Raw genomic sequence first — 14990 nt, forward strand, 5'->3', positions numbered from 1 at the left:
CCCCGAGATTTATTTACCTGCATTCATCGCACGCATGGAATTTAGTACTGCCAACAATGCTACTCCAACATCAGCGAATACTGCCTCCCACATTGTTGCAATCCCAAAAGCTCCAAATATCAGCACTAAAGCTTTAATAGACAAAGCAAAAACAATGTTTTGCCATACTATGTTACGAGTTCTTCTTGCAATCTTAATTGCACTTAACAGCTTTGAAGGCTCATCAGTTAACAGAACAATATCTGCCGCTTCTATTGCTGCATCCGACCCCAATGCCCCCATTGCAATCCCTACATCAGCTCTTGCAATTACAGGCGCATCATTTATTCCATCACCTACATACAATATATTACCTTTAGTCAACCTATTCTTATAAAGGTCTTCAAACCTTTCAACCTTCTGGTCTGGAAGAAGTTCTGAATATACTCCATCCAATCCCAATTCCCTTCCAATTTTAGATGCTGTAGTGCTATTGTCGCCAGTAAGCATGATGGTTCTGCGTACTCCCATTTTCTTAAGTGCCTGCACTGTGTTTGAAGAGTCATCCTTTATCTCATCAGATATGACAATATACCCTGCATACTTACCTCCAACAGCAACATATATTATAGTTCCAATGTCATCAACTTTAGTCCATTCTATTTTCTCCATATCCATCAACTTCGAATTTCCAACCAGTATTTCTTTTGCCTCAGCACTCACCTTCAAGCCATAGCCTGGAATTTCCGTATAGTTTTCGATGCTTCCTTTGTCAATTTTAGTTTTGCATGCACTTATTATAGATACTGCAATTGGATGATTTGAAAAACTTTCTCCATATGCGGCAAACTTTAAAACCTCATCTTTTGAAAAACCGATCATTGGCTTAACTTCTGTGACTTTAAACACGCCTTTTGTCAAAGTACCTGTTTTATCAAACGCAACAGTGTCGATACTATTTAATGCTTCCAGGAAGTTGCCTCCCTTAATCAAAATACCATTTTTTGATGCACCGCCTATCCCTCCAAAGAATCCTAAAGGAATAGACACCACCAAAGCACATGGACATGACACTACCAGAAATACAAGCGCTCTATTTAGCCATTCTGCAAATGAAGCACCTCTTATTATCAATGGCGGAATTACTGCAAGTAATGCAGCTATTATAACAACTGCCGGTGTATAGTACCTCGCAAATTTTGTTATAAAGTTCTCTGTTGCAGCCTTTTTACTGCTGGCATTCTCTACCAGGTCAAGAATTTTTGATACGGTAGACTGTGCAAACTCCTTTGTTACCTCTACTGTAATAAGACCATTCTTGTTTATAACTCCTGATAGAATTTCACTTCCGGCTTCAACTTCAACCGGAAGTGATTCCCCTGTCAAAGCTGATGCATCTACTACAGATCTACCTTCAACAATCTTTCCATCTAAAGGTACCTTTTCTCCAGGCTTAACCACTATCAAATTACCTATATGAACTTCCTCCGGTGACACTTTTCTTATATCTCCATCTACCTTAAGGTTGGCATAGTCAGGTCTAATATCAAACAATGCCTTGATTGAATTTCTGGAGTGATTTACGGCCATGTCCTGGAATATCTCTCCTATCTGATAGAACAACATAACTGCAACCCCTTCAGGATACTCACCGATGGCAAAAGCCCCTATAGTTGCAATACTCATTAAAAAGTTTTCATCAAAAACCTGTCCTTTTACAATATTTTTATATGCCTTAACAACTACATCAAAACCCAAAATCAAGTAACTCGCAATAAACAGAAATAACTCCAACAAAAATGGAAGGTTAAATATCAGCGCCGTAAAAAATAATATTGCTCCTGCTGCAAACTTAATTGCTATCTTTTTGTTAACCCTCATGCTAAATGGACTTACAATTTTACTACCTTCTCCCGGCTCAACTACATTTATATCCACTTCAATATTCTTTACAACCTTTGCTACCGCAATAGATATTTCCCCTAAAAGACTTTCATTCTCTGCCTCAATGGTAAGTTTACTGGAGACAAAATCAACCGAAGCATTTTTAACACCCTTGATGCTCCTGACTTCATCTTCAATTTTCGATGCACAACTTGCACAACCAAGCCCATCTAATATCAATTCTTTCTTATTATCCATAATAACCCCTTCTTCCGCACCTCGTATTTACTCTTCGTTTATATGTGCCAAACCCAGATTAAATATATGTTTAATATGTTCATCATCTAATGAATAGTAAACTATTTTCCCATCCCTCCTATACTTCACAAGTCGTGCTTGCTTTAATACCCTGAGCTGATGAGAAATTGCAGACTGTGTCATATTAAGAAGATTTGCAATATCACATACACACATTTCAGCCTCAAACAAAGCACAGATTATTTTTATCCTTGTAGTATCTCCAAATACCTTAAAAAGTTCAGCAATATCATAAAGATTTTCTTCCGAAGGCATATTGGACCTGACACTGTCAACAATATCTTGATGTATCGTAGTACAATCGCATTTAAGAATATCTTTATTGTTATCCATTATCATTCTCCTCTAATCAAACATGTATATTTGAACATGTATTCATATGTTCTATAGAGATTATAAACCTCATCAAGGTTACATGTCAAGATTTGCTTTTCTTAAATATCACTTTTTACCAAAATAGAGGCTTAAGATAGTTCATGGTGCATGACCTATCCCTTTAAGCCCCTATGCCCTTAACTCTAAATTAGCGTATTTGATTTTACTTGGCTTTCAAGAATTCATCCATCATTTCATCAGTTAATTTCTTTTCTTTGCAGATCATGCTGTAAAGATTGCCCCCAGGTCTAATTGTCCTTTCCTGAGTTTCAAAGTTACAATGATACAGACCAAAGTTTGCTTCCTGACCATCCAACCATTCAAAGTTATCCATCAAGGTCCAATGGTAATACCTTTGAATCTCAGTTCCTTCCCCTATTGCTTTCGCGATATTGGCAAGGTGGCTGCATATAAAATTCGGTCTCTTTGAATCACTTTTATCACTAATTCCATTTTCAGTTATGTATATTGGAAGTCTGTAGCGCTCATAATACTTTTTGCAAACGGAATATATGCCTTCAGGATATATATCCCATCCAAGGTCATTCTTATCAAGTTCATTGTCATTTCTAATAGAATGAAATAAATTTGAAGGACTAAATGAAAACTCTATTATATTCCGCGTATAGTAGTTTATTCCTATGAAATCAGCATAAGTAGCTGCGGTATGTTTGTGACCGTTTACAGACAATGGGAACTTTATATTGCTCTTTATCATTCCCTCCATGTATAATTCGTGAAAAAAATAATCAGCAGCTTTAGAAAGCAATCTTCCCATAAAGGTAACACCACAAAAAATACGTATATGCATAGCAAATCCAACTCTTGTTTTGCCGTTAAACCCCATTTCTTTCCTAATACTATGAATAATTTGATATGCCTTTACGTGTGCCTTAATTATTTCTGAACAAACCTTCGAGCTCATAGATAGCTTTCTATGTCCCGGAGGCCACAAACCAAAAATATAACCAAACTTAGTATAAACATTAGGCTCATTGAAAGTTATCCATTCGCATACCTCATCACCAAGATGCTCAATAACATATTTGACGTATTCGAGAAAATAATTGGAATTGCCTGTTTTCAGCCACCCCCCCATTTCATAAAACCAAAGTGGCTCTGAAAAATGATGAAGCGTAATAAGCGGTTTTATTCCATTCTTTATTAGCAGATTTATCTCATTCCTGTAATGCTCAATAGCCTCACTGGAAAACTCTCCTGCCTTCGGTTCAATTCTGCTCCATTCAAGGCTCATCCTATGCGTATTTACATTCATCTGGATCAAAAGCTCTGTATCCTGTTCAACCCGGTTCCAGTGGTCACATGCTGTAATGCAGCTTGAGCCATCCTTTATATGCCCCTCCTCACACCACTTATACCATGTGTTATTCTTATCTCCGCCTTCAATTTGCAAGCTGGCTGTAGCTGTCCCCAATAAAAAATCTTCAGGTAACACAAAACTTTCCATTGTTACACCCCCATAAAGCACCTATTTTATAGATATTCAGTTTATTGGGTTTATGTGCACTTAAGAATAATAGTGGAAACATATTCTGCTATTCCAGAATATGTGATATAATATAAAAGCTTTTATATTATATAAAGCATTACAATAATTCTCGATATACTTATGCAACTGCACAAATATAAAAAGTAAAATTTTATTTTGCAGCAATGGCATTAGAGCACACTAGAAAAGGTTAGGAGCTTAGCAATGACTATATTAAATAAACTTTTTTCATCACTCAATATAGACTTTAAATTTCTAAAAACGAAATATTTTAATACCAAGATTAAAATTTTTGAATTTATTTTAGTTGAAGCCCTATATATATTGATGTCGGTGCTTCTTATGCTTCCCGCATCCGACCAAAGTTTCAAACAGATACTCGGACAGTTTCAGATATTTGCCGCAATATACCTTGCCTTTCGTTTCAGATTTTTTGGCCTGTTTATTGGATTATTTATAAACTTATTTGAAATTGTATTACTTTCCTATGCCTACATGGCACACCCTATGATTGGTATATTAGCGGGCTTTACCTCAAAGGTGCTTACTATTCTTTCTTCAATTGTTATGGCTATTCTCTCAAATAAGCAAGAAAAGCAAAAAGAAGAACTGCAAGAGCAAAAATCCAAGCTGGAGACACTTTCTGTAACCGACGATCTGACAGGAGCTTATAATCATAGATTTTTTAATTCAACACTTGATAATGAAATTGAAAAGTTAAAATTAACCAGGGACTGTATTGCTTTAATCATGATAGACATAGATAATTTTAAGATGTGCAATGATATTAGTGGACATGACTACGGTGATGATATATTAAAAGGAACAGCCTCAATACTTAAAGAAGCAGCAGGAGATGGAAACACTGTCTGCAGGTATGGAGGTGACGAGTTTGCAATTATTCTTCCAAGTTCAAATCTCCAATCTGCAAGTCAGATCGCCCATAGAATACGGAATTTATTTGAAAAACAAAAGACCAACTACTTTGAAGAAAACTCTTACAGTAATATAACCCTTTCAATGGGATTGTCTGTTTATCCGGATATGGCAGATAACAAAGATGAACTTATCAATCAGGCAGATATGGCACTATATCACTCCAAGAACCTGGGCAAAGATAATATTCACTTTTATCAGGATATATTGGTAAAACTCAAAAAGAATATTAGTTCAGACCACCAGCATATGATAGGAGTATTCAAGGCACTACTTAGCACCATATCAGCCAAGGATATGTACACTCGCGGGCATTCGGAACGTGTAGCTCATTATGCAGTAAAGATAGGGGAAGCTCTCAATCTAAATCTAAAAGACATAAGTATGCTCCAATATGCAGGGTTGCTTCATGATATCGGAAAAGTAGAAATTCCAAAGGTGATTCTCAGTAAAAAGGAAAAATTGACTGATGCCGAACAAGAAATAATTAAACAACACCCATTATATAGCGCCAATATTCTAGAACCTTTGAACATGAATCAGCTTATTGACTATGTTATCCACCACCACGAAAGATATGATGGCCACGGTTATCCCCATGGACTGGCAGGTAAATCCATTAGCCTTGGTGCAAGAATATTATGTGTAGCCGATTGTTTTGACGCAATATTATCTGAACGTCCTTATAGTTCGAGTATGAACATGAATGAAGCATTTCTGGAACTTGAACACCATTCAGGATCACAATTCGATCCGGAAATTGTCAACATTTTAATAAATGTTATGAAAAACAGTGAAGAATACAAAAAAGCTATCTAAACAAGATAGCTTTTTCATCCTTTAAATACCTTCTTAAAATTCTCCCACTAAAGCTTTTGGCAGATGTCCTGTGATCAGGTTATGCCACTACTTTAGAACAGTATCCAGTACTTTTTGAAGAATTACAGCAATTTCAGCTCTTGTAGCAAGCTGCTTTGGATTTACCTTCCCTTCGGATCCATTTACAATCCCCAACTTCGTAAGAAAAGCTACTGAATCTTTGGCATAATCACTGATCTTATTTTTATCACTATATCTCGATAAATACTCATCACCGGCCTTTTCATATTTAACCCCCTTAACTTCAAGAGCTTTTAGTATAATAACCATCATATCCTGTCTGGTTATATTTCCTTCAGGGTTAAAGCCTTCTCCATTGCCTTTTACAATTCCAAGTTCTTTAGCTATGCCTATTTCATTGTAGTAATACGAATCCCTTTTTACATCCTTGAAGTTTTCCGTGAAATCGGCATTAAAACTCAGCGCTTTAACTACCATAATGGTAAAATCTCCTCTTTTGGTAAACTTTCCTGGATTAAAAGCGCCTTTTCCTACCCCCTGGACCACACCTTTCTCATAGAGTGTGTCAATAGCATTGATAGCCCATGAGTATTTCATACCTACATCAGAGAAGTATTTGGATTGTTTTGTAGTAATTGTTAGTCCTCCGCTTTCATTGTGAAGCCTATCTAACGCGGTTATAACGTAAAAAACTTTTTCCGAATCATTAGATGAAGTATCTACAAACTCCTGCATACCATTTTGGGTCTTCCTGATAGTAGCAATAAGCTTCTTTGCACTTGCATCTGAAGTAATATCTATACTTTCACCCATATTAAATCGGTAAACTGCATAATAGGCCGTATCGGAGTCATTATCGGTCCATGTCAGCTTTAGTAAATTTGATAACGCTTCTATCTTGCCATCTACAGGAACCTCAGGAGCTTTGCCACCTTTCCAGGCCATAACCGGAATAAGTGCTTTGGTATATCTTAAACCGCTCTTTATAGTGTTCACAGCCTGCTGTTTTTTTGCATCATTTAAATTCTGAACTCTAAACATTATATCACCCATTATTTCAGGCTTAACAGTATTAAACTTAAGCTGCCTTGTAAACTCAGGAATGCCGTTTTCAATCGTAAAATATTTATCACTGCTGTCATTTAATCTATAAAGCGCGACGCCTATATAAAGATGCACATTTTTGCCCCGGCATACGTTAGACCACCATGTTGCCAATTCTCCATATGCTGCGCGAGAATAGCCGAAGGAAAAATAGATTTGAGGTGCGATATAATCAATAAGTTCATCCACAACCCATTTTCTAGTGTCTGCAAAACAACTATCATAATTGGTAAAACTCGCCTCGGTATTTGAACCGTTTGGAAGACCATCCTTTTTGTTGCCCCATATTCCTGCAGGACTAATACCAAACTTTACCCATGATTTTGCCGACCTTATTTCTTGAGAAAGCTTACTTACCAGAAGATAAGTATTATTTCTTCTAAAATCACCTATATTTGAAAACTGCCCATTGTTATATTTTTCATAAGTGCCCTGATCATTTAGTTCACCTACAGTTTTTTCATAGTAGAAATAGTCGTCAAAATGCACTCCATCCACATCGTAATTATTTACAACTTCCATAACACGGTCAATTACCCACTCTCTCGCTTCAGGTATTCCTGGGTCGACTACATATCTACTCATGGAGGTTTTTATCCATTCAGGATGTTCCTTGTAAACACTCTTTTCTACATTAAGTGATGCCTTCGTTGTATCCTTTATATCTACAGACACCCTGTAAGGGTTAAACCACGCGTGAAATTCGAGATTTCTTTTATGTGCTTCCTCAATAGCAAAAGCGAGAGGATCAAATCCGGGATCTTTTCCAAAAGTTCCTGTAAGATACCTTGACCACGGCACAATATCTGACTTGTAGAACGCATCTGCCTCAGGACTAACCTGGAAGAATACTGCATTCATATTCATCTCAACTACCCTGTCTAAAATTGCAATGAGCTCATCCTTACTCTTCTGTATACGTTCAGCATCATTTGCTATTTTCTTTGTATCACTTGTAGGCCAATCCAGATTTACTACAGTGCTGATCCATGTTCCTCTAAGTTCCCTTTTCACTATCGGTGTTTCATTAGGTATAAAATCCGAATAGGCATCCCAAGGGTTTGCCTCCGCAAATATATTTACGGGTAAAACTGCAAATATCATCACAGCAGCAATAAAAGCTGCAAAAAACACCCTTACAACCTTCTTATTAACCATTTTAATCCCCCATAACATTGTAACTATTCATTATTTTATTCTAGTCTATCATTTTTGCACTGCAACTGAAACAACCATATTTTTCATTGCTTTTTTAGAAGGCTAAAAATATAACTTTGGCTGTTCCTTAGCTGTTCCTTTGCCCAATTAATTTGGCAATTAGCCCCGTCCATCCAGTTTGATGACTTGCACCTATCCCGGCTCCATTATCACCATGAAAGTATTCATAAAATAGAATCAGATCTTTCCATGATGGATCACTCTGAAATTTATCCGTATCTCCATAGACAGGCCTTCTTCCATCTTGTGACAGATCTCTTTGGAATATATTTATAAGGCGTTTTGATAATTCTTCTGAGACTTCCCACAAATTCATCATTTTACCGGAGCCTTTCGGGCACTCAACCTTGAAACTGTCTCCAAAATAATTATAAAACTCTTGCAAAGCCTCAATAATCATATAATTCAGCGGAAACCATATAGGCCCTCTCCAGTTTGAATTTCCCCCAAACATACCCGTAGAGGACTCAGCCGGTTCATATTTCATCCTATAATCCTTTCCGTCGACATTAATACAAACAGGATTATTCTCATGGTACTTTGACAGTGACCTTATTCCATACGGACTTAAAAACTCATTTTCGTCAAGCATTTTCTCCAAAATTTGCCCAAGCCTATCCTTTTCTACAAGTGATAAGAAAACACCCTTTGAATCAGGGTTATAATCACCTTCTGACCCTTTAATAAAAATATTCTTGTGGCTTATCAAATCAGGACGGTTTTTCATATACCAGTTAAGCTGAGTCTTCAAGTCTTGATAGTCAGAAGAACTTGAAAAATCTGCAGGGTTATCTTTGAACAATTCTTCAAATCCTAAGTTCTCTACAGCAAAAATAGGTATAAGCCCAACCATTGAACGCACCTTAATGCTTTCCACCCTGCCTGGCAACCTCATTAAGTCGTAATAGAATTTATCGTCCTCATCCCAAAGGTTGACTCCATCTCCACCAATATGATTCATAGCATCAGCTATATAGAAGAAATGCTGCAAAAATTTGCCTCCCCATTCCCTATATGCTGGGTCTGACTTTGAAATCTCCGATGAGATTCTAAGCATATTGAGGCAATACATTCCCATCCATGCTGTCCCATCCGATTGCTCTATCAAAATATTGGGTATTCCAGGTTGACTTCTGTCAAACATAGAAATATTGTCAAGGCCAAGAAACCCTCCTTCAAATATGTTATTTCCATAAGTATCCTTACGGTTTACCCACCAGGTAAAATACAGCAGAAGTTTATTAAACATGCGCTTTAAGAAATCAGTATCCTTACGCCCATAAAACTTTTCTTCCATTTTGTAAACTTCCCAGACAGCCCATGCTGTAACCGGTGGGTTTACATCGCCAAAAGCCCACTCATATGCCGGCATTTGTCCATTAGGATGCATATACCATTCCTTGGTAAACAAGTGAAGCTGCTGCTTTGCAAAATCAGGATCAATCAAGCATAATGGTATGGTATGAAACGCAAGATCCCAGGCTGCAAACCATGGGTATTCCCATTTATCCGGCATAGAAATAACATCTTTGCAATGTATATGTATCCATTCATTGTTTCTGCCTTTTTTTCTATCCTGCGGCGGCGTCGGACATGCAGGGTCCCCATTAAGCCATTGCTTAACAGAGTAATAGTAAAACTGTTTCGTCCAAAGCAAACCAGCGAACGCTTGCCTTTGTATATTTTTAAGATCTTCAGTTATATCAGGAGGACATACACAGTCGTAGAACGCATTCATTTCAATCTTCCGAGTTGTAAACACATTATCATAATCCAAATCAAACGGACTATCCATATCCTTCCTGTCACTTAACCTCAAGCGTATTGTTTTAGACTCCCCAGCCCCTATATTAAGCTTGTAGCACACAGAAGCCTTTGTTCCGGTTTTAGCTGGATTTACAGCATCATTAACTCCATCAACGATATACCTGTTTATACCATCCTTGACATATGGGTTCATATTTGGTTTATTGAATCGCTCCATATTTGTTTCGTTATCAGTAAATATAACTTCGTTTGGTTCTTCATAATATAACCATCGGCTACCTAGCTTTTGGTGATCCGCTTCCAGAACACCAAATTTTCCTTTTGACTCAATTAGCTTTATTGAGGGCTTTGATTCCCATGAATAACCCCATGACCATGTATTTCTAAACCAAAGCGTAGGTAGAATATAAACACTCTGAGCTTCCGGTCCGCGATTTACCACACTTATCTTTATCAATATGTCCTCAGGAGTATTTTTTGCATATTCGATAAAGACATCACAATACCGATTTTCATCAAATACCCCTGTATCTATCAGTTCAAATTCTCTTCCACCACGACCCTCTAAACTTCGTCTGTTTTTATTCTCTTGAACCAACCAATCGTAGGGATATGCGTTGTGTGGGTATTTGTAAAGACACTTCATATACGAGTGACTAGGAGTATTTGCCAAATAGAAGTAGTACTCCTTTACATCCTCGCCATGATTGCCTTCATTTCCTGTAAGGCCAAAGAACCTTTCCTTTAAAATAGGATCCTTACCGTTCCACAAAGCAAGTGCAAAACAAAGGTTTTGCTTGTTATCGGAAATTCCAGCTATACCATCCTCTCCCCAGCGATATGCACGGGATCTGGCATGGTCATGCGGGAAGTATTCCCAAGCACTGCCATCAGCGCTATAATCTTCACGGACCGTTCCCCATTGTCTGTCACTTAAGTATGGTCCCCAATGCTGCCATGAGTATTTGTTGTTTTTAGACTCTTCCAACCTCTTAGCTTCACTAGTATCAACAATTTTGTTCGGCATAATAATAAACTCCTATGTTCATGTTTTATCCACTGCACCACTTATACGATTATATATTTCTTTCTTAACTAATACAATATATTCCATACTATCGTAATAGGTATTAGAAAAGTTAATGGGAAAACGCTATTTTGTTGTTTTAAAATAGCGTTTTCCCATTGACACTATGAATTATCAACACATCTTCTCAAAAAATATACTGTGTGTGCTTGTTCATCCTCTGTCTTTTAAGTTTTCATAAATGGACAATATTTCATTTATATTCTCAAAAAACACATCTATTATTTCCGGGTCAAAATGCTTACCTCTCTCTTCTCTAAAAAGCTGCAAAACTTTGTCTATTTCCCATGCCGGCTTATATACCCTTGCTGTTGAGAGAGCATCAAAAACATCAGCTATAGCTGTAATTCTTCCGTAGATATGTATAGCTTCTCCTTTAAGACCATTAGGATATCCGGTACCATCATATTTTTCATGATGAGTATAGGCTATAACACTTGCTATTTTTATAATATCCTTATCGGAATCCTTCAGCATCTCATATCCAATAGTTGCATGAGTCTTCATTATCTCAAATTCTTCCTGTGTAAGTTTTCCTGGCTTATTGAGTATACTTCCGGGAATGCCTAATTTCCCGATATCATGCATAGCCGATGCAAGCGAAATTATTTCCGCCTCTTCCTCATACATACCGCATTTAATTGCAAGCAGCTTGGAAAACTCCGCAACTCTTTTTACATGGAATCCTGTCTCCTTGGATCGCGCCTCTGCAATTTCTCCCAATGTAAATATAATTTCTTTCTGGCTATCATGTAATTTATTATTTAAAGATGCATTTTCATAAGCTGAGGATATATTGTTTCTGAATATCTCCATCAAACTTTCGTCAATTTCACTATGTTCGGGAATACCATCTATATAAAGGATGCATTCCATATCTGAATTTCTTCTAAAATAAATTATTATACTGTCATCAACAAATAATATTTTTCCCCCCTTAATTGCAATTTCTATATTTGAATACTGATCACTTGTCAGAACATCTTTTACATAATCATTAATATGCTTTGAAAAACGTCCAGATCCTGCTGTTATTTTAAATCCATCCTTGTCTTTGAAGGTGACAAAAGCAGATTGGTTGGCAGTTTGTGTTTTAATATTACTACTATATATATTGGTAATCTGTTCCAATACAATATTAGAAAGTTTTTCTATAGATTGTACTTCAAAAAGGTTCTTAGTAGCCTCAACTACCTTTTCAAGTCCCTTCTTGCTTACCTTTGCAGAGTGAATGCTTTCATATGCTCTAAGCGATGAAACTATAGTTGTAAACAACTTTTGAGAAGTTAACTCTGTTTTTTCCTTATAATCATTGATATCAAAATCAAAAATAACCTTTTTCTCTGGTGCCTGTCCTGGCTGGCCTGTCCTCAAAATAATCCTTACCTCATCGTTCTCAAGGTCATTTCGAATATAATTTACCAGCTTCAATCCGGAATCTTCCTCTTCCATAACTACATCGAGTAGCATTACAGCAACATCAGTATTATCAGCTATTAATAATCTAGCTTCCTTTTCCGAGTATGCACTAAGAAACTCAAGCCTGCAATTCTTATATACAAAGTCATTTAAAACAAGCCTGGTAACAGTATGTACTTCTCTGTCATCATCAACAATCATTATCTTCCACTTATTCGTTTCTGAGTACTCAGCTGATTTGGTGTTACCAGTTTCATCAAAAAAATCCATGAACTTTTCATCTGAATTTAAATTTGGCATTGTGTTACCCCTCTTTTAAAGGAAATTTTATTGTGAAAACAGTCCCCATCCCAAGTTCACTAGAACACCTAATATTGCCGCCATACTCCTGGGTAACTATATTATATACAACATTAAGCCCAAGCCCTGTGCCACCGCTGCCCCTTCTTGTTGTGAAAAACGGATCAAATATCTTACCTAAATTTTTCTGTTCAATACCTCTTCCATCGTCTGAATATACAAAATTTACTATATTATTTTCTAAATATATGTCTATTGTTATTTTTCCTGTATCCCCGTCCCTATATGCATGTGTAAGAGAATTAACTACAAGGTTCGTTATTATTTGAGACAACGACCCGGGATAGCTGTAAATTTCCAGATCATCAGGACATTTAACGCTGACTTGTATCATAGTTTTCCTTAGTTTAGGATTCAAGCTTAATAATACTTCGTTTATATATTCTTTAACATTAAACCGCCTCTTGTCCCCAACAGTTTGATCTACTGCAATCTGTTTAAAACTGCTGACAAGATCCGATGCTCTTTTCAAATTTAAAGTCAGGATTTTAATTGTCTCCAGACTTGTATCAAGGTAGCTTTGAAGGTCTGTACGTTTTAGCTTTTCTGTCTGAAACAACTTCATCAATTCTTGTGACCGTTCATTTAAATAAGATGCAGCTGTGATACTTACACCAATTGGCGTATTAATTTCATGCGCAACCCCGGCCACAAGCCCGCCAAGAGCTACCATTTTTTCCGAGTTAATAAGTTGTTCCTGGGTCTGTTCAAGAGTATCCAAAGTCTTCTTAAGTTTGGAATTTGCTACCTCACGGTCCATAGCGTTTCCAATGAGGTTAAATAAGACTATTGTATTGTCATAAGTAAGCTCAGTACTTGCAATATTTATGGGTGAAATATGCACTATTATCCCTAAGTTAACTGAAGATGAAGTAATAGGACGTATCCAAACGACCTCCTCGGTGTTAAGTTTATCTAAATCAGGTAAAAACTCTTTAGGTGGAAAATCTTCAATCTTGCATACAATGTTTGGGGTAAAATCCGTTTTTAACTTGGAATCAATTACTTTATGTATATAAAGTTTCCTATCATGGTTTGTTTCCATCTCCCAAAAGCCCATACATTTCCAAGAACAATTTTCTGCAACACTCGGAAGTAACTCTTTTATATCGTTAATGTCAGAATTTAGCAATTGAGTGCCTAGAACAAAGTATTTTTCCTGGGATTTTTCCAAAGCTTCTATGATTAAAGTTTTTGCTCTTAGGCCATCTAATGTGACTTGCTCATCACAATTTGTTTCAATTTTACAGCCACAAGAGTTTCCGATAACCAAATCTGAACTTATACTTATGGTTTCTCCACATAAACTTTCTTCCCTTATCATCTTAAGTATACTTTCCGCAGCTCCAATTCCTTTCCCAATAATATTTTGTCCCATACTTGTCAATCTTGGAGAGCAATTTATTGCATGTACGGAATTATCATATCCTATTACAGCTATGTCCTCAGGTACAAGTAATCCAACTCTTTTAAGTGCTTCTATAGCTCCAATTGCAAGTTGATCATTAGCTGCAAAAATTGCTGTAAAAGAAAGTCCAGCATCTATTGAATCTCCAATAGCTTTTAATGAATCTGAAGACAAAGATCCCGGAGCACTTATAACCAAATTCTCATCAAAATCAATTCCGTTTTTTATAAGCGTCCTCTTATAGCCTTCAAGCCTTTGAACCATATCTAATATTTCAAGCCATCCAACAAACAGTATTCTCCTATGTCCATGGTCGATCAAGTGCTGTGTAACAGCCTCCGCACCGTACATGTTATCTTCATTTATCATACAACATCCGTTTCCAGAATATTCACTGCTTATCAGGACAACTGGTTTTCCCGATTTATATAAAGCACTTATGTATTCGTTGCTTGCACCGTCTGTCAGCACAATCCATCCATCTATATGATTCGCTGCAAGAGGATAGTAAACAGAATCCTCACCTGCCTCTTGATTGAACCTATAAATCATAAATGTATTTATAACAAACATTATGCAATTCTCTCGGCTAAGTGTTCTATGAATACTGTCTACAAGAACGCCGAAATAGCTATCCTGTTCACATCGGGTGATTACACCTATATTTAACCGTCGGGACATAATTTTTCACATCCATATAATAATTCAAACTATCTTTTTTATCGGCAGATGGGAATAAAATAATTAGTGTTCAATAATTTTTATGGGCTGAATTTGCAATTAGA

The 14990-nt window shown here is 36.7% G+C and carries 8 protein-coding genes; 1 reads left to right on the forward strand and 7 read right to left on the reverse strand.

Going from position 1 to position 14990, the window contains the following annotated elements:
• Positions 1-9: 9 nt before the first annotated feature.
• The 3 genes from ACECE_RS27775 to ACECE_RS0215675 all read right to left on the reverse strand — a co-directional run bounded on the left by ACECE_RS27775 (position 10) and on the right by ACECE_RS0215675 (position 4024).
• The gene (locus ACECE_RS27775) at positions 10-2121 is read right to left on the reverse strand and encodes a heavy metal translocating P-type ATPase (protein WP_010248942.1); all 2112 of its coding nucleotides are present in this window, start codon (positions 2119-2121) and stop codon (positions 10-12) included.
• Between the two features lie 27 nt (positions 2122-2148).
• Positions 2149-2514, reverse strand: coding sequence for an ArsR/SmtB family transcription factor (locus ACECE_RS0215670; protein WP_010248943.1), 366 nt, complete (start codon positions 2512-2514; stop codon positions 2149-2151).
• A gap of 205 nt (positions 2515-2719) precedes the next feature.
• Positions 2720-4024 (reverse strand): glycoside hydrolase family 1 protein, encoded by a 1305-nt coding sequence (locus ACECE_RS0215675; protein WP_010248945.1) that lies wholly within the window; start codon positions 4022-4024, stop codon positions 2720-2722.
• 246 nt (positions 4025-4270) lie between these two features.
• Between ACECE_RS0215675 and ACECE_RS0215680 the strand changes: the two genes are divergently transcribed.
• Positions 4271-5821 carry a bifunctional diguanylate cyclase/phosphohydrolase gene (locus ACECE_RS0215680; RefSeq protein WP_010248947.1) on the forward strand — a complete coding sequence of 517 codons (1551 nt, stop codon included), beginning with the start codon at positions 4271-4273 and terminating at the stop codon, positions 5819-5821.
• Positions 5822-5908: 87 nt separating this feature from the next.
• Here ACECE_RS0215680 and ACECE_RS0215685 read toward each other — a convergent pair whose 3' ends face one another.
• The 4 genes from ACECE_RS0215685 to ACECE_RS30270 all read right to left on the reverse strand — a co-directional run bounded on the left by ACECE_RS0215685 (position 5909) and on the right by ACECE_RS30270 (position 14886).
• A complete protein-coding gene (locus ACECE_RS0215685; RefSeq protein ID WP_010248950.1) occupies positions 5909-8104 on the reverse strand; it encodes a family 10 glycosylhydrolase in 2196 nt (731 codons plus the stop codon).
• A gap of 127 nt (positions 8105-8231) precedes the next feature.
• Positions 8232-10958 (reverse strand): MGH1-like glycoside hydrolase domain-containing protein, encoded by a 2727-nt coding sequence (locus ACECE_RS0215690; protein WP_010248952.1) that lies wholly within the window; start codon positions 10956-10958, stop codon positions 8232-8234.
• A gap of 213 nt (positions 10959-11171) precedes the next feature.
• Positions 11172-12737, reverse strand: coding sequence for a DUF3369 domain-containing protein (locus ACECE_RS0215695; RefSeq protein ID WP_010248954.1), 1566 nt, complete (start codon positions 12735-12737; stop codon positions 11172-11174).
• Positions 12738-12741: 4 nt separating this feature from the next.
• On the reverse strand, positions 12742-14886 hold the full coding sequence (locus ACECE_RS30270) for an ATP-binding protein (protein ID WP_083878669.1): 2145 nt from the start codon (positions 14884-14886) through the stop codon (positions 12742-12744).
• Positions 14887-14990: the final 104 nt, after the last annotated feature.

It is taken from the genome of Acetivibrio cellulolyticus CD2 (assembly GCF_000179595.2).
GTDB lineage: Bacteria > Bacillota > Clostridia > Acetivibrionales > Acetivibrionaceae > Acetivibrio > Acetivibrio cellulolyticus.